18 protein-coding genes and 2 pseudogenes are annotated in these 22,604 nt (G+C 72.2%); 15 read left to right on the top strand and 5 right to left on the bottom strand.

Annotated features, from left to right (window positions below):
• From P3T39_RS03285 to P3T39_RS03270, 4 genes and pseudogenes are all read left to right on the top strand, one after another.
• Nucleotides 1-113: pseudogene (locus P3T39_RS03285) on the top strand (dolichol-phosphate mannosyltransferase); the annotation flags it as partial.
• A 307-nt stretch (nucleotides 114-420) separates the two neighbouring features.
• Nucleotides 421-1,404 carry an MBL fold metallo-hydrolase gene (locus P3T39_RS03280; protein WP_280695729.1) on the top strand — a complete coding sequence of 328 codons (984 nt, stop codon included), beginning with the start codon at nucleotides 421-423 and terminating at the stop codon, nucleotides 1,402-1,404.
• Between the two features lie 23 nt (nucleotides 1,405-1,427).
• Nucleotides 1,428-2,471, top strand: a pseudogene (locus tag P3T39_RS03275) (NTP transferase domain-containing protein).
• Nucleotides 2,468-3,736, top strand: a complete 1,269-nt coding sequence (locus P3T39_RS03270; RefSeq protein WP_280695727.1) for a molybdopterin molybdotransferase MoeA — start codon at nucleotides 2,468-2,470, stop codon at nucleotides 3,734-3,736. Before P3T39_RS03275 ends, P3T39_RS03270 begins: the two are co-directional and overlap by 4 nt.
• A gap of 56 nt (nucleotides 3,737-3,792) precedes the next feature.
• Here the strand turns inward: P3T39_RS03270 and P3T39_RS03265 are convergent, their stop codons facing one another.
• Nucleotides 3,793-3,972: a hypothetical protein gene (locus P3T39_RS03265; protein WP_348534301.1), complete on the bottom strand. Its 180-nt coding sequence runs from the start codon at nucleotides 3,970-3,972 to the stop codon at nucleotides 3,793-3,795.
• Between the two features lie 129 nt (nucleotides 3,973-4,101).
• Between P3T39_RS03265 and P3T39_RS03260 the strand changes: the two genes are divergently transcribed.
• The 5 genes from P3T39_RS03260 to P3T39_RS03240 all read left to right on the top strand — a co-directional run bounded on the left by P3T39_RS03260 (nucleotide 4,102) and on the right by P3T39_RS03240 (nucleotide 10,526).
• Nucleotides 4,102-5,082, top strand: a complete 981-nt coding sequence (locus tag P3T39_RS03260) for an NAD(P)H-quinone oxidoreductase (protein WP_280695726.1) — start codon at nucleotides 4,102-4,104, stop codon at nucleotides 5,080-5,082.
• Nucleotides 5,083-5,224: 142 nt separating this feature from the next.
• The gene (locus tag P3T39_RS03255) at nucleotides 5,225-6,052 is read left to right on the top strand and encodes a hypothetical protein (protein WP_280695725.1); all 828 of its coding nucleotides are present in this window, start codon (nucleotides 5,225-5,227) and stop codon (nucleotides 6,050-6,052) included.
• Nucleotides 6,053-6,228: 176 nt separating this feature from the next.
• On the top strand, nucleotides 6,229-6,828 hold the full coding sequence (locus P3T39_RS03250; protein ID WP_280695745.1) for a bacterial proteasome activator family protein: 600 nt from the start codon (nucleotides 6,229-6,231) through the stop codon (nucleotides 6,826-6,828).
• Nucleotides 6,829-7,069: 241 nt separating this feature from the next.
• The gene (locus P3T39_RS03245; RefSeq protein WP_280695744.1) at nucleotides 7,070-8,596 is read left to right on the top strand and encodes a protein kinase; all 1,527 of its coding nucleotides are present in this window, start codon (nucleotides 7,070-7,072) and stop codon (nucleotides 8,594-8,596) included.
• A 109-nt stretch (nucleotides 8,597-8,705) separates the two neighbouring features.
• Nucleotides 8,706-10,526, top strand: a complete 1,821-nt coding sequence (locus P3T39_RS03240) for a protein kinase (protein ID WP_280695724.1) — start codon at nucleotides 8,706-8,708, stop codon at nucleotides 10,524-10,526.
• Nucleotides 10,527-10,610: 84 nt separating this feature from the next.
• Here P3T39_RS03240 and P3T39_RS03235 read toward each other — a convergent pair whose 3' ends face one another.
• Nucleotides 10,611-11,699, bottom strand: coding sequence for a phosphotransferase (locus P3T39_RS03235; RefSeq protein WP_280695723.1), 1,089 nt, complete (start codon nucleotides 11,697-11,699; stop codon nucleotides 10,611-10,613).
• A gap of 57 nt (nucleotides 11,700-11,756) precedes the next feature.
• On the bottom strand, nucleotides 11,757-12,416 hold the full coding sequence (locus tag P3T39_RS03230; protein WP_280695722.1) for a response regulator transcription factor: 660 nt from the start codon (nucleotides 12,414-12,416) through the stop codon (nucleotides 11,757-11,759).
• Between the two features lie 351 nt (nucleotides 12,417-12,767).
• Between P3T39_RS03230 and pdhA the strand changes: the two genes are divergently transcribed.
• From pdhA to P3T39_RS03215, 3 genes are read left to right on the top strand one after another with little or no spacing between them, the layout of a single operon-like run.
• Nucleotides 12,768-13,928, top strand: a complete 1,161-nt coding sequence (pdhA, locus tag P3T39_RS03225) for a pyruvate dehydrogenase (acetyl-transferring) E1 component subunit alpha (RefSeq protein WP_280695721.1) — start codon at nucleotides 12,768-12,770, stop codon at nucleotides 13,926-13,928.
• Nucleotides 13,925-14,902 (top strand): alpha-ketoacid dehydrogenase subunit beta, encoded by a 978-nt coding sequence (locus tag P3T39_RS03220; RefSeq protein WP_280695743.1) that lies wholly within the window; start codon nucleotides 13,925-13,927, stop codon nucleotides 14,900-14,902. Before pdhA ends, P3T39_RS03220 begins: the two co-directional genes overlap by 4 nt.
• Nucleotides 14,903-14,914: 12 nt before the next feature.
• Nucleotides 14,915-16,339, top strand: coding sequence for a dihydrolipoamide acetyltransferase family protein (locus tag P3T39_RS03215; RefSeq protein WP_280695720.1), 1,425 nt, complete (start codon nucleotides 14,915-14,917; stop codon nucleotides 16,337-16,339).
• Between the two features lie 161 nt (nucleotides 16,340-16,500).
• Here P3T39_RS03215 and P3T39_RS03210 read toward each other — a convergent pair whose 3' ends face one another.
• On the bottom strand, nucleotides 16,501-17,289 hold the full coding sequence (locus P3T39_RS03210; protein WP_280695719.1) for a hypothetical protein: 789 nt from the start codon (nucleotides 17,287-17,289) through the stop codon (nucleotides 16,501-16,503).
• Nucleotides 17,290-17,479: 190 nt separating this feature from the next.
• Between P3T39_RS03210 and P3T39_RS03205 the strand changes: the two genes are divergently transcribed.
• The 3 genes from P3T39_RS03205 to P3T39_RS03195 all read left to right on the top strand — a co-directional run bounded on the left by P3T39_RS03205 (nucleotide 17,480) and on the right by P3T39_RS03195 (nucleotide 21,621).
• Nucleotides 17,480-18,727: a benzoate/H(+) symporter BenE family transporter gene (locus P3T39_RS03205; protein WP_280695718.1), complete on the top strand. Its 1,248-nt coding sequence runs from the start codon at nucleotides 17,480-17,482 to the stop codon at nucleotides 18,725-18,727.
• Between the two features lie 224 nt (nucleotides 18,728-18,951).
• Complete coding sequence (locus P3T39_RS03200; protein WP_280695717.1) at nucleotides 18,952-20,187, top strand: M64 family metallopeptidase; 1,236 nt, start codon at nucleotides 18,952-18,954, stop codon at nucleotides 20,185-20,187.
• Between the two features lie 156 nt (nucleotides 20,188-20,343).
• Complete coding sequence (locus P3T39_RS03195; protein ID WP_280695715.1) at nucleotides 20,344-21,621, top strand: MFS transporter; 1,278 nt, start codon at nucleotides 20,344-20,346, stop codon at nucleotides 21,619-21,621.
• 26 nt (nucleotides 21,622-21,647) lie between these two features.
• On the opposite strand, the gene P3T39_RS03190 is transcribed toward P3T39_RS03195, so the two are convergent.
• Nucleotides 21,648-22,469, bottom strand: a complete 822-nt coding sequence (locus P3T39_RS03190; RefSeq protein WP_280695714.1) for a maleylpyruvate isomerase family mycothiol-dependent enzyme — start codon at nucleotides 22,467-22,469, stop codon at nucleotides 21,648-21,650.
• Nucleotides 22,470-22,604 lie beyond the last annotated feature (135 nt).

Raw genomic sequence — 22,604 nt, 5'->3', positions numbered from 1 at the left:
GCGCCTCCAAGATGAGCCGCAACATCGTCATCGAGGCCCTCTGGCGCGTCACCGCCTGGGGCGTCGAATCCCGCCTCCAGCAACTCACCGCCGGCAAGGGCGGCAAGAAGTAGCGGACAGCCGGGTCGAGTTGAAGCGGCACCGGCGCGGCTGTGGCGCCGGTGAGCCGGGATGCGTCCGGGCCGGATCCGGTCGGCAACCTGCCCGAGAGGACGGGGACTGCCTGACAGGACGGGGAACGGCGGGTACCGTGCGCAACGGGCCTGGGAGGGGTGTCCGAGGGCCGGGGGAGCGGTGGACCCGCGTGAGGTGGCTGATCACTCACGTGGGCGCGCCTACCCGGCAATCGTCGGCCGTTGCTCCCAAGCTGGTACCGCACGGAGCCCGGACCGGGCCCGCCACACCGACCAGGGAGCAGACGTGACGCCGTCCCCGTCCGACGAGACCGGAGCCGAACCGGCCGACCGAGGTACGGGGATCCCAGCTGCCCGTCCGCTCCGGATCGAGGTCTTCACCGGCCCGGAGAGCGGCTTCTTCGCCACGTCCACCCTCGTCATGGGCGAGCAGACCGCCATCCTGATCGACGCCCAGCTCACCCGCAGCACGGGCCGTGAACTCGCCGAGTGGATCGCGGGCAAGCAGCGCCAGCTGCTGGCCGTCGTGATCACTCACCAGCACCCGGACCACTACTTCGGCGCCGAGGAGGTGCTGAAGCTCTTCCCCAAGGCCCAGCTGCTCGCCGCACCGCCCGTGGTCGAGGCGATCGCCCGGACGGCCGCCGCCAAGGTCGCCCAGTGGAAGCCGGTGTACGGCGACGACATCCCAGACCACCCGCTGCTGCCCGCGCCGCTGCTCCCGCAGCCGCTGATGATCGACCGCCAGCTGATCCGGGTGCTGCACCTCGGCCAGGGCGACTGCGGGTCGTCCACCATCGCCTACATCCCCAGCGCGCGTACGGTCGTCGCGGGTGACTTCGCATACCACGGCACCCACGTCTGGACGGCCGACACCGACGAGGGCCAGCGCCTGGACTGGGCCCACAACCTGGCCCGGATCGCCGACCTCGACGTGGACCGGGTGATCGCCGGACACCGTGCTCCCGGCTACGACGACGACGCGATCCGCGTCCTCGCCTTCACCGGCGAGTACCTGCAGGACTTCGACCACGCGCTCGCCGAGCACCCCAACGACCCCGAAGCCCTCGCGGCGGCGGTCAACGAACGCTACGGGGGCCTGACCCTTCCGGTGATCCTGGAGCTCGGCGCGGCCGCCAACACCGCGCGCCTCGCCGCGGCACCGGCGGAGTCCGGCGAGCCGGTCGGGCCCGTGGTGTACGAACAGCACGACGAGAGCGGCATCGTCGAGGCCGAGATCGTCGAGGACTCCGAGCCGGGCGGAGCCTGAGCCCGGCGGCGGATACTGGCGGCATGACGGCGTACGACGCGATAGTGCTGGCCGGTGGTGCCGCCCGCAGATTCGGCGGGGCGGACAAACCCGCGCTGGAGGTCGGCGGGCGGACCCTGCTCGACCGGGTCCTCGCCGCCTGTGCCGACGCCGGTAGGACCGTGGTGGTCGGCCCGCCCAGGGAGACCGCGCGCGCCGCGGTGCACTGGACCCGCGAGCAGCCTCCCGGCGGCGGCCCGGTGGCGGCTGTCGCCGCCGGGCTCGGACACGCCACCGCCGAACGCGTCCTCCTGTTCGCCGCCGACCTGCCCTTCCTCGACCGGCCCACCGTCCGGCGGCTGCTCGCCGCCCTGGACGAGACGGGGAGCGAAGGCGCCCTGCTGGTCGACGCCGCCGGGCGGGACCAGCCGCTGGCCGCCGCCTACCGCACCGCGGCGCTGCGCCGCAGCCTCGCGGATCTCGGCGACCCGGCCGGACTCCCGCTGCGCCGCCTTCTCGCCCCGCTGGACGTCGTCAGGCTCGCGGACCCGGAGGGCGTGGCATACGACTGCGACACCTGGGAGGAGCTCGCCCAGGCCCGCGAGCGTGAGCGTACGGAGCACCGGACGGACGGCTGAGCCGCAATCGGCGGCCGCACCGGCGTGACCGGCACCGGTCCTCACCTGTCCTCACCGCTTCTCACCGGGCGTCGGCGCGGCGCACGAGCGAAACGACGCGCGATCGTAACGGGCGGGGGTCCGGGGTGCTGCCGGATCGGGCAGCATGGGGCTATGGAGCGCACGCTGGATGACTGGATCGCCGAGGTCTGCACCGAACTGGGGATCGACCTGGAGGTCGACGTACGCGGTCTGCTCGACCTCGCCCGGGTGGTCGCGCACGGGGTGGACCGTCCGGCGGCCCCGCTGACCGCCTTCCTGATCGGCTATGCGGCTGCGCAGCAGGGTGGTGGGGCGGAGGCCGTCGCTGCGGCCAGTGCCCGTACCGCCGTACTCGCGGAACGCTGGGCTGCTGCTGCTGCTGCTGCGGAGCCGGGAGCTTCCGGCGAAGCCGGGGCGGGGGCGGCATGAGCGCGCTCGCCGACGTGTCCGAGCTGTTCGACGGGAGTTCGACCGCCCGTGCCGCCGCGACGCTCTGCCACGGTGCATGGCCGCAGGCGCGCCGCGCTGCCCGACTGGCGGCCCGCAGCCCGCTGCCCGGACTGGACGTCGACCTGGCCGAGGCCGTCGGCCACACCCTCGCGGAGCCGCTGGCCGCGCTGACGGATCTGCCCGCCTTCGACACCTCGGCGATGGACGGCTGGGCCGTCGCGGGCCCCGGCCCCTGGCACACCTCGGGGCGGATCCTGGCGGGAGAGCCGTCGGGGCCGGTGGCCGGAGGCGGGAAGTCGTCCGAGGGCGGCAGGGCCTCCGGGGTGCTTGCCGACGGCGAGGCGGTCGAGATCGCGACCGGGGCACCGGTTCCGGCGGGGACGACCGGAGTGCTGCGGCGGGAGCACGGGCGGATCGACCGGGGTCTGCTGCACCCGCTGTGCAACGTGGCGCCGGGGCAGGACATCCGGCCGCGAGGCCAGGAGTGCCGTCGGGACGAGCCACTGCTGCCCGCCGGGACGCCCGTGACCCCGGCGGTGCTCGGGCTGGCTGCGGCCGCCGGGCACGATCGGCTCACCGTGCACCGTCGGCCCACCGTCGAGCTGCTCCTGCTCGGTGACGAGCTGCTCGACTCCGGTATCCCGCAAGGCAGTCTGATCCGGGACGCGCTCGGTCCGCTGCTGCCGCCCTGGTTGGCGGCAGCGGGCGCGGAGTTGATCGGCCGTCGGCAGATCGGGGACGACTTCGGGCTGCTCCGGGACGCGGTACGACTGTCGCCCGCCGATGTCGTGATCACTACGGGTGGTACCGCCGGCGGTCCGGTGGATTTCCTGCACGCCGCACTGGAGGTGGCCGGGGCGCGGCTGCTGGTCGACGGCGTCGCGGTACGGCCCGGGCACCCCATGCTGCTGGCCCAACTCCCGGGCGGCCGCCATCTGGTGGGCCTGCCGGGCAATCCGCTGGCCGCCGTGGCGGGGACGGTCACGCTGGCGCTGCCGCTGCTGCACGCGCTCTCCGGCCGACCGGCTGCGGCTCCCCGGTTGGCCGTCGCCGCCGTGGACCTCCCGGGGCACCCTGCCGACACCCGGCTGCTGCCGGTGGCCCGCACCGAACAGGGTGTCGTCCCGCTGGTCTTCGACGGTCCGGCAATGCTGCGGGGACTCGCGCTCGCCGAGGCCCTGGCGGTGATCCCGCCGGGAGGGGCACCGGCAGGCGACGGCGTGGAGCTACTCGAGACCCCCTGAGCCATAGCCCCGCGCGCAGCTTGCTCTTGGGGGGCGTCGGTGCCTCTTGGGGAGCCTTATGTGCTTGAGGTGGCGGCGCGTTGGATGGTGATGACCCGGTCGGTGACTTTGAGGACGGCGGCCTCGGGGTCGGTGTAGTTCAGGACCCGACGGTCGCGTACGACGGCGACCACGAGGTCTGTGCACTCCCGGGGACTGCGTCCGGCCTCGGCCCGGGTGACCGTGCGTTCGACCACGTCCCGGCACGGCAGGGCCCGGTCCGTTCCCGCAGTGCGGGCTCGCGGGGTGCGGTGCCGGCCCGCTTCCGGTGGATTGTGCTCGAAAGCTGCTGATCCCTGCACTGCTTTGGCAGTAGCTTCGGGGTTATGTATGCGATGACGATTCCCGAGCCCGGAGGGCCGGAGGCGCTCAAGTGGACCGATGTGCCGGACCCGGTGGCCGGCGAAGGTGAAGTCCTGGTGGAGGTCGCGGCCACCGCCGTCAACCGGGCCGATCTGTTGCAGCGTCAGGGCTTCTACAACCCGCCGGAGGGGGCGTCGCCGTACCCCGGCCTCGAGTGCTCGGGCCGGATCGTCGCGCTCGGTCCTGGCGTGGCCGGGTGGGGGGTCGGGGACGAGGTCGTCGCCCTGCTGGCCGGCGGCGGCTACGCCGAGCGGGTCGCCGTTCCGGTCGGACAGCTGCTGCCGGTGCCCAAGGGGCTGAGCCTGACGGATGCCGCCGCGCTGCCCGAGGTGGTCTGCACGGTCTGGTCGAATCTCTTCATGGTGGCCCATCTGCGTCCGGCCGAGACGGTACTGGTGCACGGCGGCGCCAGCGGTATCGGCACGATGGCGATCCAGCTGGCCAAGGCGGTCGGCGCCAAGGTGCTGGTGACGGCGGGCAGTTCGGAGAAGCTGGCCCGCTGCGCCGAGCTGGGCGCGGATGTCGGCATCGACTACCGGCAGCAGGACTTCGTCGAGGCCGTCCGCGAGGCAACCGACGGCGCCGGCGTGGACGTGATCCTGGACATCATGGGCGCCAAGTACCTCCAGCCGAACGTGGACGCGCTGGCGGTCAACGGCCGACTGGTGATCATCGGTCTCCAGGGCGGCGTCAAGGGCGAGCTCGATCTGAGCACCCTGCTGCGCAAGCGGGCCGCGGTGGCCGCCACCAACCTGCGCGGGCGGCCGATCGCGGAGAAGGCCGCGATTGTGTCGGCGGTGCGGGAGCATGTCTGGCCGCTGGTCGAGGCCGGCGTGGTGCGGCCGGTCGTGCACCAGGTGCTGCCGGTCCAGGACGCGGCGGCGGCGCACCGGATCCTGGAGGCGGGCGAGCAGGTCGGCAAGGTCGTCCTGCGCATGCGGTAGCGGCGGGGGCAGGACGGTGCGGAGCCTCGGGCGGCCGAGGTATCCGAAATGCCCGATATGTCGGAGTGTGTGACGCTGGTCCGGAGCTGTCCCGCCGCCGTCCGCGCCCGAGCGCGGCCGGCCGTCGGAAGGACCTCCGTCCGTGGCCGCACTTACGTACGCGTTCTCCACGCTCTGCGCCGCTCTGCCGTCCGCTTGCGCCACACCGCGCCGGTGGGCCGTGGCCGCCGCCGCCGGGCTGGCCGTCCCACTGCTGCTGGCCTGTCCGGCCGCGGCGGTGGGCGGCGCGGCTCCCTCGCTGGGCAGAGCCCAGCACCTGCAGTCCGGTCCCGAGCTCAGTGGCCGAGTGCTGCCGCGGCCCGCTGCCTCCGGCACCGTCCCGTCGGCGCAGACCGCCTCGGCCGCGCCCGCCGCGCCCCTCGGCTCGGACGCGGCCGAGACCCCGTCCGTGGGCGCACCGACGCCGGGGCCCGGTACGTCCGCCTCGCCGACCGCCTCGGCCTCTCCCGCCGCCCCCGCCGCACCCGCGGCCACTGCGGCGGCCGCCCCGAGCGGTACGCCGTCGGCCCCGCCCAGTGCAGGTGCGGACGGATCCACTGCCCCAGCGGCCGCCGTAGGGACCGCCGAACCCGACACCGTGCGGTGGAGGGCCGGCCGTGGACGCGGCCACGGTCACCGGCCGCCGTGGGCCCTGCCGGACCGCAACCACTCCACGCCCGTTCCCCGGGAATCCGCCCCTGCGCAGCAGCCCGGCGCGGCGAGCGAGCCGGATGCGACGGACCCGAACACGGAGGCCGTGCTCGGGGGCGGGGCGGACGGCCGGTCCTCGCTTCAGGCCCAGGGCACCGGAGAGCTGGCCGCCCCGATCCGGTGGACGGACGCCGCCAACCTCCAGCTGCCGCTCGGGACCGGGCTGTCCCTGATCGGCAGCGGTCTGGCGCTGGTCGGGCTGCGCCTGCGCGGCCGGTGACACGCACGCCGACGGGACTCGCGTCCGGCTGAGCGCCTCGCCGGGGGCCCGAAGCCGTCCCCAAATCGCTGCCGCGCGGCCGGTGGTGGCCCGTTGGCCGGTCCTGGCGGGGCATCATGGTCAGTCAGTTGACCCTCTCACCGCCCGAAGCATATGAAGGAGCTATGACTAAGCCGATGAACGAGTGGTCGCAGCCGGAGTCGTACCAGGCGGCGGCCCAGGGAGCGGGCGAGGGCCCGAAGGTCCTGATCGTCGGCCCGGACGGACTGCCGGTCGGTGCGGGTCCCGGCGGCATTGCGGGCAGGTCGGGCGAGGGCGGCGAACCCCGGGAGCTGCCGGTGACCGAGATGGTCGAGCAGCCTGCCAAGGTGATGCGCATCGGCAGCATGATCAAGCAGCTGCTCGAGGAGGTCAGGGCGGCGCCTCTGGACGAGGCCAGCAGGGCGCGCCTGAAGGACATCCACGCCAGTTCGATCAAGGAACTTGAACTGGGTCTGGCGCCCGAGCTGGTCGAGGAGCTGGAGCGGCTCTCGCTGCCCTTCACCGAGGACTCCATCCCCACCGAGGCCGAGCTGCGGATCGCCCAGGCCCAGCTGGTCGGCTGGCTGGAGGGGCTGTTCCACGGTATCCAGACGGCGCTGTTCGCCCAGCAGATGGCCGCGCGGGCACAGCTGGAGCAGATGCGCCGGGCACTTCCGCCGGGCAGCCACGGCGCCGAGTTCGACGACGAGGAGCCCGCCCCCGGCCGTGGCATCCGCTCGGGCCCGTACCTGTAACCCCCGAGGCGGAACCGCGCCCCTGGCGCCGCCCGCAGTCCCGTCCGCCCCGTACCCGGTGGCTTGGTGCTTTGCCGATACCCTGGCCCCTGTCGTCGGCCCCTGCCGCCGACCGGGGCCGGGTGGGGCCTGGGCGGGCCGCGCACGGCGTGCGTCCGCTCCGTACACCCCGCAGTCGGGCCTCACACCCGGACGAGACGATGCGGACGCGGACCGCCGCGCCGAGGGGGAGCAGATGACCATGAGCGAGGACGGCACCGCCGCGGCCGGGGGCCCTTCGGTCGGCTCTTCACTGGGACACGGCCGCTATGTGCTGCGGCGCCTGCTCGGGCAGGGCGGCATGGCCTCCGTGCACCTGGCGCACGACACGGTGCTCGACCGCCAGGTCGCCGTGAAGACACTGCACACCGAGCTCGGCCGCGAGGACTCCTTCAAGCAGCGCTTCCGCCGCGAGGCGCAGGCTGTCGCCAAGCTGCAGCACATCAACATCGTCTCGGTCTTCGACAGCGGTGAGGACACCGGCCCGGACGGCTCGGTGACCCCGTACATCGTCATGGAGTACGTCGAAGGCAAGGCGCTGCGCGATGTGCTCAACGAGTCGATCGCGCAGTACGGCGCGATGCCGACCGAGCAGGCGCTGAAGATGACCGCCGCCGTGCTGTCGGCGCTGGAGGCCTCGCACGACCAGGGTCTGGTGCACCGCGACATCAAGCCGGGCAACGTCATGGTCAGCACCAAGGGCGTCGTCAAGGTGATGGACTTCGGGATCGCACGGGCGCTGCAGTCCGGGGTGACCTCGATGACCCAGACCGGAATGGTGGTCGGCACCCCGCAGTACCTCTCGCCGGAGCAGGCGCTCGGCAAGAGCGTGGACGCGCGGTCCGACCTCTACTCGGTGGGCTGCATGCTGTTCGAGCTGCTCACCGGTTCGCTGCCGTTCGACGGGGACACCGCCTTCTCGATCGCGTACAAGCACGTCCAGGAGGAGCCCCCGGCGCCGTCCACGCTGAATCCGGCGGTGCAGCCCGCCGTGGACGCGCTGGTGGCCCGCGCCCTGCGCAAGGACGCGGAGCACCGGTTCCCGAGCGCCGAGGCGATGCGCGAGGAGGTCGAGCGGATCGCGGCGGGGGACCAGGGCGGCGGTGGTCCGCTGCGGGCGAGCACCCCGCTGGTCATCGGCGAGGGGCCGCGCTCGGTGCACGCTGCGCCGTCGCTGACCAACTTCCCGCCGGTGCAGCCGCAGCAGACCCCGTACCCGCAGCAGCAGCCGTCCTTCCCGCAGCCCCCGTACCAGCAGACGCCGCAGACCCCGACGCCCTTCCCGCAGGTCCAGCAGCAGGTCGGGCAGCAGCTGTATCAGCAGACCCCGACGCCCTTCCCGCCGCAGTACCAGACCCCGCCGCCGTTCCCGCAGCAGCAGGTGCACACCCCGCCGCCGTCCCCGCAGCAGCAGTACCAGACCCCGCCGCCGTTCCCGCAGCAGCAGGCGCAGACCCCGCCGCCGTTCCCGCAGCAGCAGGTGCACACGCCGCCGCCGTTCGCACAGCCGCAGCAGCAGCCGTTCGCGCCGCGACCGGCCGCCAACAGCGGCAACGGCTGCTCGACCGCGCTGGTGGTGGTCGGTGTGATCATCGGCCTGATCGTGCTGGCCGGCGTCATCGTCGCCATCGTGGCCGTCAAGCACGAGAAGAAGCAGCTGAACAGTCCCTACGGCTCCCAGCGACCGTCTGTGGTCGTGCTCGATCCAGGCCGGAACGGCACGGTCTGACCGGTATCGACAGATCTGCGGTTCCACGGTCGGTCCGGCGAAGCGGTAGCGTTCTGAGGACGTAACCGAAGGGCGACCGCGCACCGAGCGACGCCCGGGGCGAGGAGTGATGGCACAGACACAGCAGCCGGGAGACGGCGAGGCGGAGCACGCTCAGGGTGCCGGCGGTCACGGCTTGGGTGATCGGGGATTCAGCGACGACAGCACTCGTGAAACGCCCCAGGTGCCGGGTGCCGACCCGAGCCGGGCGGAGGACCGGACGGCGCTGCTGCCACCGACCGACGCGGCGCAGACCCCGAGCCGTGGTACCGCAGCCCCGCTGGGCACCGTCGGCGACGGCCGCTACCGCCTCACCCACCGGCTGGGCCGGGGCGGTATGGCAGAGGTCTACGCCGCGCAGGACGTACGGCTCGGCCGCACCGTCGCGGTCAAGCTGCTCCGCGCCGAGCTGGCCCAGGACGACGTGGCCCGGCTCCGCTTCACCCGCGAGGCGCACGCGGTCGCCGCGCTCAACCATCACTCGATCGTCTCGGTCTACGACACCGGTGCCGAACAGGTCGGCGGTGACTCCACCCCGTACATCGTGATGGAGCTGATCGAGGGCCGGACCGTCCGCGAGCTGTTGGCGGACGAGGACGCGCCGCCGGTCGACCAGGCGCTGATCATCATCGCCGGGGTGCTGGAGGCGCTGGCCTACAGCCACCGGAACAGCATCGTGCACCGCGACATCAAGCCCGCCAACGTGATCATCACCCACAGCGGCGCGGTCAAGGTGATGGACTTCGGCATCGCCCGTGCGCTGACCGGCGCGGCCACCACCATGACCCAGACCGGCATGGTGATGGGCACCCCGCAGTACCTCTCGCCGGAGCAGGCCCTCGGCAAGCCGGTCGACCACCGCTCGGACCTGTACGCGGCCGGCTGCATGCTCTACGAGCTGCTGACGCTCCGCCCGCCGTTCACCGGGGACACCCCGCTCTCGGTGGTCTACCAGCACGTCCAGGACATGCCGGTGGCGCCCTCGGAGGCCAACCCGCGGGTGCCCGCCCAGCTCGACGACCTGGTGCTGCGCTCGCTGGCCAAGGACCCGGACGACCGCTTCCAGAGCGCGGACGAGTTCCGGGCCCATGTGCAGCACGCCCTGCGGGAGATGCACGGCGCGGCCGGAATAGGGTACGCGGGGGGCGCAGCCACCGTCGGTCGTACCGGTTCTGGCGGCTCCGGCGGGTACCCGGGCTACGAGAGCGGCGCGAGCGCCGTCACCAAGCCGCTGGGCTCGGTCGACGGCCCCGGTACGGCGAGCGACCAGACGGCCATGCTGCCCTACCCGGCGTCCGCGCAGTACGACACCCCGTTGTCCCCTTACTCGGCGACCGGCGGGAACCGCCCGGGCGGCCCGTACGACGGCGGCCACGGCGGTCATGGCGGGGACGGCTACGGAGACGGGGACGGCGGCCGGGGACGGCGGCGCAGCCGGTGGCCGCTGGTCGGTGGCCTGGTGCTGGTGCTGGCCGCGGCCGCCGTCGGTATCTCGATGGCGCTGAGCCCCGCCGACCACAAGACCCAGCCCCCCCACACGCCGAACCAGCCCGTGCAGAACCCGGTCACCACGCCGATCGTGCCCTCGGCCGACACCCCGTCGCCGAGCCTGAGCCGCAGCACCGGCGGCAACACCAACCCGGGCCGCTACACGCCGCCGCCGGACACGACCAACGACACGGCACAGTCGCCGTCGAGCGGGCGTTCCTCCGGGGCCTCGCCCTCCCCGTCCGCATCGGCCTCGGCGTCGCCCAGCAGCTCGGCCTCGGACTCCCCGTCCGACACGTCGGCGCCGCCCACCAAGCCGACCGACGGCTCCAGCCCCTCGACAGGAGTGAGCTCCTCGCCCGGCGGCGGCAAGAGCACCACAGGCACGGACACCACCCCCTGACCCAGCCCCGCGCCCCTATGGGTACCCCTTTGCGTTCGGAGTGCCCCCGCGCCCCTGGAGACCCTCCCGGGTGCCCGGGGGCGGTTAGTTGGTGAAGGCGTCCAGGACCTGCTCGTACTCCTGGCACCACCAGGCGAGTTGCCCGGCTGCGGCGGGAAAGAGCGGGTCGGCGCGGTGGTCGCCGCGCTGGTAGCGCCACTGGAGCATCCAGAGGTCGTTCAGACGCTCCCACCACACCCGGTGCACGGCGGCGGCCAGTTGGGCCGCCGTGGTGGCGGTGGCGGCCCGGTAGGACTGCGAGTAGCGGCGGACCCGGACGAGGTCCAGGACGCCGCTCTCCCGGTCGTTGAAGATCAGCGTGGCGGCCCGGACGGCCTCCTCCGCCTGCGGCCGTACGCCGAGTTTGTCCCAGTCGAGCACGGCCGTGAGCTGTTCCCCCCGGTAGAGCAGGTTGAGGCCGTGGAAGTCGCCGTGCGTCCAGCCGGTCGGCGGGGCGCTCTCGGCGGGTGGCCGCCGGTGCCGGTGCCTCGCGAGCAGGTCGAGCCGTTCGGCCAGGCGCTGTTCGGCGAGGGCGTCGAAGGGTCCGTACGGTTCGTACCTGGCGGCCCGTTTCCGCAGTTCGGCGACGAGTCGGACGGTCTCGGCCGGATCGGCGGTGGCATGCCCGGCGGGCTGCCGTACGGGGGCGCAGACTTCACCGAGTGCGCCGTGCAATCGCCCGAGCAGCGCGCCGAGTTCGGCGGACTGCACGGGCGCCAGCTCGGTGCCGTGCCGGTGTCCGCCCTCCACCCAGGGGTAGAGCGCGAACAGCCGCCCGCCGTACGCCGTCACGGTCCGGCCGTCCGGGGTGGGCAGCGGGGGCGGGGTGGGCAGTCCGAGGGCGTGCAGGTCGATGGTGGCGCGGTGCTGGGCGGTGATCGCGCTGCGGCTGGCGGTGGCCCGGTCCACGTAGCACTTGAGGAAGTACCGGCCGGACCCGGTGGTGATCCGGTAGCCCCGGTTGAGCAGCCCCTCGGTCACCGGCCGTATCCCGGAGGGGCGGCCGAGCCGGTAGGAACGCAGCACCCCGGCCGCGGCGTTGTGGGCGACCGGGGGGCTGAGGGTGCCGATGGGCGGTTCCGTGCGGTCCGGACGAGGCGGCGCGCACACGATGATCTGGCCTTGCGTTGTCACGGGACAGGAGCGTAATGCCGTGAGGCGCAGGCACTTGACAGGTCGTCAGGAATATGCTCAATGATGATGATCGGCCTGATGCCGGGCCACATAGGCAGCCGCCTGGGTGCGGCGCTCCATGCCCATCTTGGCCAGCAGGCTGGAAACGTAGTTCTTGACGGTCTTTTCGGCCAAGTGCAGCTCATTGCCGATCTGACGGTTGGTCATACCCTCGCCGATCAGGTCGAGGATGCGCCGCTCCTGCTTCGTCAACTGGGCGAGCCGTTCGTCCTCCTTCTCGCCACCGTCGCGCAGCCGTTCCAGTACCCGGCTGGTGGCGATCGGGTCGAGCAGCGACCTGCCCGCTGCCACGTCACGGACCGCGGAGAGCAGGTCGGTGCCCCGGATCGCCTTCAGTACGTACCCGGAGGCTCCCGCCATGATGGCGTCGAAGAGCGCTTCGTCGTCCGAGAAGGAGGTCAGCATCAGGCACTTGATCTCCGGCCGCCGCGCGCGGACCTCGCGGCAGACCTCGACGCCGTTGCCGTCCGGGAGGCGGACGTCGAGGATCGCGACATCGGGGTCCACGGCCGGGATCCGGGTCAGGGCCTCGGCGGCGGTGCCGGCTTCGCCGACCACCTCGATGTCGTCCTCCATGGACAGCAGATCGTGTACGCCGCGCCGGACGACCTCATGATCATCTAGTAGGAAAACCCTGATTTGTCCGTTTCCAGTCACGCTCAAATGCTCCCATATCCACGCACAGAAGACCTATTGCCCGAGCTGCCCCGAACACAGAATCCATGCCGGTTACCCCCTTACGCGGAGAGCTTCGCCCGGATAGCGTGCGCAGGTGTCCTGACGGCCACCGCCCAGAGAGCTGCACCACACCTGCACTCTCCGGCGTGAACAAGTAGGACGTCCTAGCGCAAGCGCGCCAAGGGGCGCCGCTGGGTAACGTTCTCGTGAGGGACGCCGTCGGAAAGGGAACACCACCTGCCTTGCAGTCGGTGCGCACACCCACGCGTACCTGCGAGGCGGTGACCGGACCGGTCACCGGCGACCCCGGGCGGCCGGACAGACCGAGGAGTGAACGTGACCGTCAAAAGCACGGCGAGGGCGCGCAAGAAGGCCGCCCCCGGCGTCCCTGACAACCTCCGCAACAAGGGTAAGGACGCCCAGCCGGAGCTCGTACAGCTACTCACGCCCGAAGGGGAGCGGGTCGAGAACCCGGAATTCCCGCTGGTGATCACCCCGGAGGAGCTCCGCGCCCTCTACCGTGACCTGGTCCTGGTCCGGCGCTTCGACGCCGAGGCCACCTCCCTGCAACGCCAGGGCGAGCTCGGCCTGTGGGCCTCGCTGCTCGGCCAGGAGGCCGCCCAGGTCGGCTCGGGCCGTGCGATGCGCCCCGGCGACTACGCCTTCCCGACCTACCGGGAGCACGGTGTCGCCTGGTGCCGCGACGTGGACCCGCTGAACCTGCTCGGCATGTTCCGCGGTGTGAACCACGGCGGTTGGGACCCGAACGAGAAGAACTTCCACCTGTACACCATCGTGATCGGCGCGCAGACCCTGCACGCCACCGGATACGCGATGGGCATCACCAAGGACGGCACCGACGACGCGGTGATCGCGTACTTCGGCGACGGCGCCTCCAGCCAGGGTGACGTCAGCGAGGCCTTCACCTTCGCCTCGGTCTACAACTCGCCGGTCGTCTTCTTCTGCCAGAACAACCAGTGGGCGATCTCCGAGCCCACCACCGTGCAGACCCGCATCCCGCTCTACCGCCGCGCCCTGGGCTTCGGTTTCCCGGGTGTCCGGGTGGACGGCAACGACGTGCTCGCCTGCCTCGCGGTGACCCGCTGGGCGCTGGACCACGCCCGCAGCGGCAACGGTCCGGTGCTGATCGAGGCGTTCACCTACCGGATGGGCGCGCACACCACCTCAGACGACCCCACCCGCTACCGGCCCACCGAGGAGACCGAGGCCTGGAAGGCCAAGGACCCGATCACCCGGCTCAAGGCCTACCTGGATCGGGAGGGCCTGGCCGACGAGGCGTTCTTCGCCGGAATCGAGGCCGAGAGCGAGGAGTTGGGGCTGCGGGTGCGTGAGGGCGTGCGCAGTATGCCCGACCCGGACCCGACCCTGATCTTCGACCATGTGTACGCCGAGCCGCATGCACTGGTCGAGGAAGAGCGAGCTGAGTACGAGGCGTACGCGGCGTCCTTCGAGGGCGGGGAGAACAACTGATGGCAGGTCAGCTGAGCATTGCCAAGGCGCTCAACGAGGCCCTGCGCAAGTCGCTGGAGAACGATCCGAAGACCCTGCTGATGGGCGAGGACATCGGAAAGCTGGGCGGGGTCTTCCGGATCACCGACGGGCTACAGAAGGACTTCGGCGACGACCGGGTCATCGACACCCCGCTCGCCGAGTCCGGCATCATGGGCACCGCGATCGGCCTGGCCCTCAGAGGCTACCGGCCGGTCGTGGAGATCCAGTTCGACGGTTTCGTGTACCCGGCCTTCGACCAGATCGTCTCCCAGCTGGCGAAGATGCACTCCCGCGCGCTCGGGCATGTGAAGATGCCGGTCACCGTCCGGATCCCGTACGCGGGCGGCATCGGCGCGGTCGAGCACCACAGCGAGTCCCACGAGGCGTACTTCGCGCACACCGCCGGGCTCCGGGTGGTCAGCCCCTCCAATGCCCACGACGCGTACTGGATGCTCCGCCAGGCCATCGAGTCCGACGACCCGGTGATCTTCCTTGAGCCCAAGCGCCGTTACTGGGACAAGGGCGAGGTCGGCGACTCGGCCGGCCTGTCGCTGCACGAGGCCCGCGTGGTGCGCCAGGGCGCGGACGCCACCCTGATCGCGTACGGCCCGATGGTGAAGGTCTGCCTGGAGGCCGCCGCGGCCGCCGAGGAGGACGGCCGCAGCCTGGAGGTCGTCGACCTGCGCTCGCTCTCCCCGGTGGACTTCGACGCCCTGGAGCAGTCCGTCAAGCGCACCGGGCGCGGCATCGTGGTGCACGAGGCGCCCGTCTTCATGGGCATGGGCGCGGAGCTCGCCGCCCGGCTCACCGAGCGGTGCTTCTACCACCTGGAGGCCCCGGTCCTGCGCGTCGGCGGCTACCACGCGCCGTACCCGCCGTCCCGGGTCGAGGAGGCCTTCCTGCCCGACCTTGATCGCGTACTCGACGCCGTCGACCGCGCGCTGGCGTTCTGAGAAGGGAGCGATATGACCACCGAGGTGCGCTCGCTCCGCGAGTTCAAGATGCCGGACGTCGGCGAGGGCCTCACCGAGGCCGAGATCCTGACCTGGTACGTCAAGGCCGGCGACGAGGTGACGGACGGCCAGATCGTCTGTGAGGTGGAGACCGCGAAGGCGGCGGTCGAGCTGCCGATCCCGTTCAACGGACGGGTCGAGCAGATCTTCTTCCCGGCCGGGACGACGGTGGACGTCGGTACGGCGATCATCTCCGTCGCGGTCGGTGAGGGTGCGGCTCCCGCCGAGGCGCCGGTGGCCGCCGCCCCCGCTGCCGAGGAGGCCGTGCCGGAGCGCCGCGAGGTGCTGGTCGGCTACGGTCCGCGAACGGGCGGCACTCAGCGCCGCGCCCGCCGGACCACCGTCGTCGCCCCGGCCAACTCGGTCGAGGTGCCCGCGCCTTCGTACTACGCGCCGCCGCAGCCCGCCCCGGCTCCGGTGGCTGTTGCCGCGGATGTCCCGGCGACGGCCGAGCGGCCGCTGGCCAAGCCGCCGGTGCGCAAGCTCGCCAAGGACCTCGGGATCGACCTGCGGGCGGTCGTTCCGACCGGCCCGGGCGGTGTGGTCACCCGTGAGGACGTGCACGCGGCGGCAGCGGCGGCCCTCGCCCCCGCGCCCGCCGAGGTGCTCGCCCCGGCTCCGGCCGAAGCTGCCTGGGCCGCCGAGGCACTGGCCCAGGCCGTGCCGGCCGGTCGCGGCGATGTCCGGGTGCCGATCAAGGGCGTCCGGAAGGCCACCGCGCAGGCGATGGTGGCCTCGGCCTTCACCGCGCCGCACGTCACCGAGTTCGTCCAGGTCGATGTGACCCGCACGATGAAGCTGGTCCGCAGGCTCAAGGAGAGCGGCGACCTGGGTGCCGGTGTCCGGGTCAGCCCGCTGCTGCTGGTCGCCAAGGCACTGCTGACGGCGGTCCGCCGCCACCCGGAGGTCAACGCGGCCTGGGACGAGGCGGCCCAGGAGATCGTGGTCAAGGGCCAGGTCAACCTCGGTATCGCGGCGGCCACCCCGCGCGGGCTCATCGTGCCCAACATCAAGGACGCCGGTTCCCAGACCATGCCGCAACTGGCGGTTTCGCTGGGTGAGTTGATCGACACCGCGCGTCAGGGCAAGACCTCGCCCGCCGACATGCAGGGCGGCACCATCACCATCACCAACGTCGGCGTCTTCGGCGTCGACACCGGTACCCCGATCCTCAACCCCGGCGAGGCCGCCATCCTGGCCTTCGGCGCGGTGCGGGAACTCCCGTGGGTCCACAAGGGCAAGGTGGTGCCCCGTCAGGTCACCACGCTGGCCCTCTCCTTCGACCACCGCCTGGTCGACGGAGAGCTGGGTTCCAAGGTCCTGGCGGATGTCGCCGCCGTCCTGGAGCACCCGAAGCGCCTGCTCACCTGGGGCTAGGCGCTGCCCTTCGAGGGCGGCAGTCATGCGGTGCACCGGGGGCGCGGGCTCTGCTCGGCCAACCGCGTGTGCGAGACCTGCACCTCCGTAGGGGGCTGGTCAGGCACGCGACCGGTCGAACAGGGGCCCGCGCCCCCGGCGCCGCACGCCCGGGAGTGCGCTCAGGGGCGCGACCGGCGCCGCAGCACTCCCGTGGCTCCGCCGCCCAGCAGGACGAACGCGGTCGCGCCGACGGCGGGCGACGAGCTCGTCATGGCCACGGCGGCGACGGGCGCCGCTGAGGAGGTGCCGGCGCGGGTGGTGCGGAGCACCTTCAGGGTGGTCGTGTTGGCCTTGCCGTCGAAGCCGGAACCGCTGAAGACCTGGATCTCCTGCTGCGGCCCGGGCGCATCGGCCGAGAGCGAGACACGGAACAGGTAGCGGTGGGCGTGCTGGTCCGTCAACGGGTCGGCGAGGAGGGACGTGTCGGCGACGAGTACCGGGTCGCAGCTGTGGCGCAGCGGCAGGCTCCTCCACTGGCCGCCCTTGACGACCTCCACCTTCAGGTCCTCGATCCGGAGGTTGGCTCCGGCGTGCGGGTTGTAGAGCGCGAAGCCCGGCGCGATCCTGGCGTAGTCGGCGCCGGTGAAGTTGGCCATCTCGACGCCGATCTCGACCGGGGCACCACCGGCGGCGATGGCGGTCGGAACCACGGGGATGAACGCCGACACCGGCTCGCCGTGGTGGGTCGCTGCGGGCGACCGAGCAGCAGTGGCGGCGGAGTTGGTGGTGGCGACCCGGTCGGTGCGGACTCCCTCCTCGTCACCGCAGGCCCAGGCGGCGGAGGCACCCGCGAAGAGGGGCGCGCCACCACTGATGAGCAGGGTGGCGGCGCCGACGGCGAGGGCCTTGCGGGTGGAGGCCGGGGAGAGGATGTTCTTCGCGAAACCGGACATAGCGGATACTCGCATGATGGGTTCCCCCAGGGGCCTGATGCTGACGGCGTGTTGGATGAAGTCGGCCGGTAGTTGCACCCTCCGGCGCCTCGCCGGTCCTGCTTTCCGTGCCTTCGTGTACACAGACGTGACTGCCGACGGAAAGTTGCAGTTGCTGTGAAGATTTCTCCGGGTGTCGCGAAGGGTCTTCCAGAATACTGCCCGGATGGCGGAGCATCGCGCTGAAATGCGGCAGGAGACCTGGCAGCAGACCGAGTTGGAGCCCGACCCGCCGGCAGTGCCGGACGGGCGGCGCTCGCTCCGCCGGGATGTCTCCGTACCGGCCCTGCTGGCCGGACTGGTCTGTATCGCGGTCTCCTTCTCCGGCCCACTGGTGGTCGTGCTGGCAGCCGCCGCCGCAGGGCATCTCGACCAGGCGCACACGGCCTCCTGGATCTGGGCGGTGTCCATCGGCAGCGGGCTCAGCTGCCTGCTGCTGAGCTGGTGGACCAGGACCCCGGTGGTCACCGCGTGGTCCACGCCGGGGGCGGCCCTGCTGATGGGCAGCCTGGGCGCGTACCCCTACCGCGAGGCGGTGGGGGCGTTCCTGGTGAGCTCGGTGGCGGTCGCGCTGCTCGGGGTGACCGGGCTGTTCGGGCGGCTGATCCGGGCCGTACCGCCCGGGATCGTCAACGCGATGCTCGCCGGGATCCTGTTCTCCTTCGGCGCCGGTGTCTTCGGTTCGCTGCACCGTGCGCCCGTGCTGGTGCTCGGCAGCTTCGCGGCCTTCCTGGCGGCCAAGCGCTGGACACCCCGGTACGCGGTGCCGGTGGCGCTGCTGGCGGGCGGACTGCTGGCGGCGGCCACCGTCGGGCTGCCGCTGCACCTGGGCGGGGGCGGGCCGACACGTCCGGTACTGACGGCACCGGCCTTCGGCTGGCCCGCGACGGTCGGGCTGGCACTTCCGCTCACCATCGTCGCACTCGCCTCGCAGAACGCACCCGGGCTCGCCATCATGCGCGCCTCCGGCTACCGACCGGACGACCGGCTGCTGATCGGCACGACCGGAGGACTCTCGGTGCTCCTGGCGCCGTTCGGCTCGCCCGGGGTCAATATGGCCGCCATCACCGCCGCGATCTGCACCAGCCCCGAGAGCCACCCCGATCCGCGCCGCCGCTACATCGCGGGAATGTCCGCGGGTGTGCTCTATCTGCTGGTCGGCAGCTTCGGCGGAGTGCTGGTCAGCCTGTTCACCGGGCTGCCGACGGCGCTGATCGCCGTGATCGCGGGAGTCGCCCTGCTGGCCCCCTTCCAGTCCAGCCTCGCCGGAGCACTCGCCGACGAAGGCGGCCGCGACGGTGCCGTGGTGACCTTCCTCGCCACTGCCTCGGGGATGACCCTGTTCGGCATCGGCTCGGCCTTCTGGGGCCTGCTGCTGGGCATCGGCACACACCTGGCCCTCCGCCACCGCTGACCCCTCCGGGGCAAACGGGCAACCCCTCTGGGGCAAGGGGCTCGTGGAGCGGTTACGGCCATCGGCCGCAGCGCGCCTGCGGATTGCGCCGGATGCCCCGCCGTGATGATCCGGTCCGGCGAAGTCGGCCCCGGTCGGGTCAAGGTCGCCCGCGTGTCGGGTACGTCTCCGCAACCCCCCACCCGTGCGCCTGCCGGGTGACCGGAGCCCGGAGGACGCACCGTATGCGCAACGGTAAGTCTGGCCGTCTCGTCCGGAGCGCAGCGGCGCTCACCCTCGTCTCGGTCGCCATCCTGCCGACCGCCCTCGAAGCGGCCTCCCCAGCGCCGTTCGGTGCGATCGGCGCTCCCGCGCCGTCGCCGGACCGCGCCGTCCCGCCGCACAGCACGGCCGGGGCGGACCAGCGCACGCCCGAACCCGCGACGACGGTGGACATACTCCGTACCGGCGATCCCGCCAACCGGATCACCCTGGTGCTGCTCGGCGACGGCTACACCGCCGACCAGCAGGATCTGTTCCGGGAGCAGGCCGATCAGGCCTGGCGAGCGCTGATGGACATAGAACCGTTCCGCAGCTACCAGGGGTTCTTCAACATAAAGCGGGTCGAGGTGGTCTCCCCGGTCGCCGGGATAGCCGAGACCGAGACCCGCACCCGCAAGCCCGGCACCCCGCTCGGTATGCACTTCTGGTGCGAGGGCACCGCCCGGCTGCTCTGCGCCGACGAGCCCGCCACCGCCCGGTACGCGGGCAACGGCGAAGGACCGCAGTACCTGATAGCCCTGGCCAACTCCAGCGAGTACGGCGGCGCGGGCGGCACCGGAGTGACCACCCTCGCGGGCGGCAGCCCGGATGCCGGGCGGATCATCCAGCACGAGATAGGCCACACCGTCGGTGACCTGGGCGACGAGTACGACAGTGCCCCGGACGACGCGGACTACCCGAACCTCGCCACCGTGAACGCCGACCAGATGGCCCGCAGCAAGGTGAAGTGGTGGCGCTGGCTCGGCGCCCAGGACCCGGACGGCGGCGGCACCATCGGGGCGTACCGCAGTGCCAACGGCACCTACCGCCCGACCGTCGACTCGGTCATGCGCACCCTCGGCGGGACCTACAACCTCCCCTCGCGGGAGGCGATCCTCGAGCAGATCTACCGCCGGATCACTCCGATGGACCCGCCGGAGCCCGCCGCCGGCACGGTGGCAGGGCGGCCCCGGCTGAGCGTCCGTCCACTGCCGCTGGCGGGCCCGCGGCAGCTCCAGGTGGAGTGGCGGGTGAACGGCGTCCTGACCGTGCCGCAGGGGCCAGACCGCAACTCCCTGGACACCTCGACCCTGCCGAGCAGGCCGGGCCAGGACCTCACGGTCACCGCGACGGTCCGGGACACCACGGACTGGGTGCGCGACGAGGCCTTCCGCAATCAGCACATGACCCGCACGGTGACCTGGACGCTCAAGGGATAGCGCACGGGGCGCCTGCGGGGCACCTTGGGGGCGCGCGGTGCCCTGCCAGATTGGTCATTTGATGGGATGATTACTCTGGTCGCTGTGACCGTGGACCCCGAAAGCCCTTCCCGAACCCTTCCCGTTCCTGGTCCTCGGCTCCCGCTTCCGCCCCTTGTGCAACGGGCCTTCGGTGGATCGGCGCCGGCCGACACGGTGCCGCCCGGTGGCCGGGCCGCCTGGACCGCCTGGTCGATCGGCGTCAGCGTCTACGTTCTCGCGGTGATCCACCGCACCAGCCTCGGTGTCGCAGGGCTGGACGCCGCCTCCCGGTTCGGGATCGGTGCCTCCGCGCTCTCCACCTTCGCCATCCTCCAGGTGCTGGTCTACGCGGCCATGCAGGTCCCGGTGGGACTGCTGGTGGACCGGTTCGGGCCGCGCCGGGTACTGCTGCTCGGCATCCTGCTGCTGAGCACCGGCCAGCTCGGCTTCGCCTTCAGCTCCTCCTTCGGGCCCGCGCTGGCCTCCCGGGCGGTGCTCGGCTGCGGTGACGCGATGACCTTCATCAGCGTGCTGCGGGTCGCCGCCCGCTGGTTCCCGGCGGCGAAGAACCCGCTGGTCGCCCAGCTCACCGGTCTGGTCGGCACCGGCGGCAACCTGGTGAGCACCGTCGTCCTCGCCCAGGCCCTGCACAGCGAGGGCTGGACCTCCACCTTCGCCCTGATCGCCCTGCTCGGCGTCGGCTCCTTCGCCCTGGTCGCCCTGCTGCTCAAGGAGGCCCCGGCGGGTGTCGCCGTCGTACCGGACGCCGGGCGGCGACTGCCCGTACGCGACCAGATCCGGCACGCCTGGCGCGAACCCGGCACCCGGCTCGGCATGTGGGTGCACTTCACCACCGCCTTCCCGGGCGCGGCCTTCGGCCTGCTGTGGGGAATGCCGTACCTGGTCGAGGGCCAGGGCATGAGCCGGGGCGAGGCAGGGACCCTGCTGACCCTGCTGGTCCTCAGCAACATGACTTTCGGCCTGGTCTTCGGACGGCTCGTCTCGCGCTACCCGAGGGTGCGGATCCCCGTCACCCTCACGGTCATCGGCAGCACGGCGGCCTGCTGGGCCGTGGTGCTGGCCTGGCCGGGTGCGCGGCCGCCGCTCTGGCTGCTGGTGGTGCTGCTCCTCGTCATGGGCAGCAACGGCCCCGCCTCCCTGGTCGGCCTCGACTACGCCCGCGCCCACAACCCGCCCGAGCGGCTCGGCACCGCCTCGGGCATCGCCAACATGGGCGGCTTCATCGGCACGATGATCACCCTGCTGGGCGTCGGCATCCTCCTCGACTCCCTGTCAGGACCGGCCGGACACACCGCCGGGACGTACCGGTGGGCGTTCTGCTGGCAGTACGTCCCGCTGGCCGTGGGGACCGCGATGATCCTGCGGCTGAAGGGCAAGGTGGCGAGGCCCTAGAGCCTCGCCGGCCTGCCCGCCGAAGGTCATGGAGTCACGGCGAAGTTGGCCAGTACCCGGGCCGCGAGCTCCTGGTCGCCCTCGGCCTTGACCGGGCCCGGGCGGCCGCGCCCGCAGGCGAGCCGGACGTAGGTCTCCCAGTCCATCGTGAGCTGCACGTCCGGCGCGAGGCTGACGGTGGCGTCCACCGTGCCGCGCCCGCCCGCGTCCACCCGGACGCTGCGCAGGAACTCGACGGGCCCGGTCACGTCGAAGGTGACGACCGTTCCGGCGGGAGCACCGGCCTGCTTGGCGACGGCCTTCGGAAGGCCCTCCAGCAGGACGTCGCGAGTCACGTACGCGGCGGGGGAGTCCAGATTGCCGGGGACGTCGAGGGCGCGACGCAGGTCCTGCTCGTGGACCCAGACGTCGAAGGCCCGGGTGCGCAGCAGCGACCAGTACGGCACGTCGTGGGCGAGCGGGCCGGCCGGCCAGCGGACCGGGTCGTCCGGCTGCTGCCGGGAGTTGCGCAACGCGCGCGAGCGGCGGATGACGGTGTACTCCAGCTCGCTGGTCATCTCGATCGGCGTGTGGCAGCGGCGCTTGTCGACCGGCAGTTCTACATAGCGGGCGAACTCGGTGGTGATGTGCCGCAGGTCGCGCGGCAGCGAGTGGATCGGCCGGGGATCGCCCAGCAGTTCGGACTCGACCGCGATGAGGTGCGAGACGATGTCCCGTACGGACCAGCCCGGGCACTCGGTCGCCCGGTTCCAGGAGTCCGTCGGCAGCGGGGCCAGCAGTTCGGATATGGACTCGATGGACTGCGTCCAGGCATCAATACAGGCCTGCACGGTCTGGTTGTCCGTCACGGGAATCTCCGGCCCTCCGTCAGCGTCCTTACTGCGGCGTCCAGGTCCGGGTGGACGAGGTGTCCAGGCTTCCGGGCGGACGCGCTACCCGCACGTTACGCTGCCGGATGACAGCTGGGCAGCGCTTTCGGGTGA

It is taken from the genome of Kitasatospora sp. GP82 (assembly GCF_029892105.1).
In the GTDB taxonomy this organism is placed as follows: Bacteria; Actinomycetota; Actinomycetes; order Streptomycetales; family Streptomycetaceae; genus Kitasatospora.
Note: the sequence above shows the minus strand (reverse complement) of the source record. Positions and strands in the feature narration are given on the sequence as shown.

Excerpts from the sequence above, each read along its gene's own strand:
- P3T39_RS03270 (WP_280695727.1), top strand. The coding sequence starts at position 2,468 with ATGAGCGCGCTCGCCGACGTGTCCGAGCTGTTCGACGGGAGTTCGACC.
- P3T39_RS03215 (WP_280695720.1), top strand. The coding sequence starts at position 14,915 with ATGACCACCGAGGTGCGCTCGCTCCGCGAGTTCAAGATGCCGGACGTC.
- P3T39_RS03250 (WP_280695745.1), top strand. The coding sequence starts at position 6,229 with ATGAACGAGTGGTCGCAGCCGGAGTCGTACCAGGCGGCGGCCCAGGGA.
- P3T39_RS03210 (WP_280695719.1), bottom strand. The coding sequence starts at position 17,289 with ATGCGAGTATCCGCTATGTCCGGTTTCGCGAAGAACATCCTCTCCCCG.
- P3T39_RS03260 (WP_280695726.1), top strand. The coding sequence starts at position 4,102 with ATGTATGCGATGACGATTCCCGAGCCCGGAGGGCCGGAGGCGCTCAAG.
- P3T39_RS03240 (WP_280695724.1), top strand. The coding sequence starts at position 8,706 with ATGGCACAGACACAGCAGCCGGGAGACGGCGAGGCGGAGCACGCTCAG.
- P3T39_RS03245 (WP_280695744.1), top strand. The coding sequence starts at position 7,070 with ATGAGCGAGGACGGCACCGCCGCGGCCGGGGGCCCTTCGGTCGGCTCT.
- P3T39_RS03200 (WP_280695717.1), top strand. The coding sequence starts at position 18,952 with ATGCGCAACGGTAAGTCTGGCCGTCTCGTCCGGAGCGCAGCGGCGCTC.
- P3T39_RS03205 (WP_280695718.1), top strand. The coding sequence starts at position 17,480 with ATGGCGGAGCATCGCGCTGAAATGCGGCAGGAGACCTGGCAGCAGACC.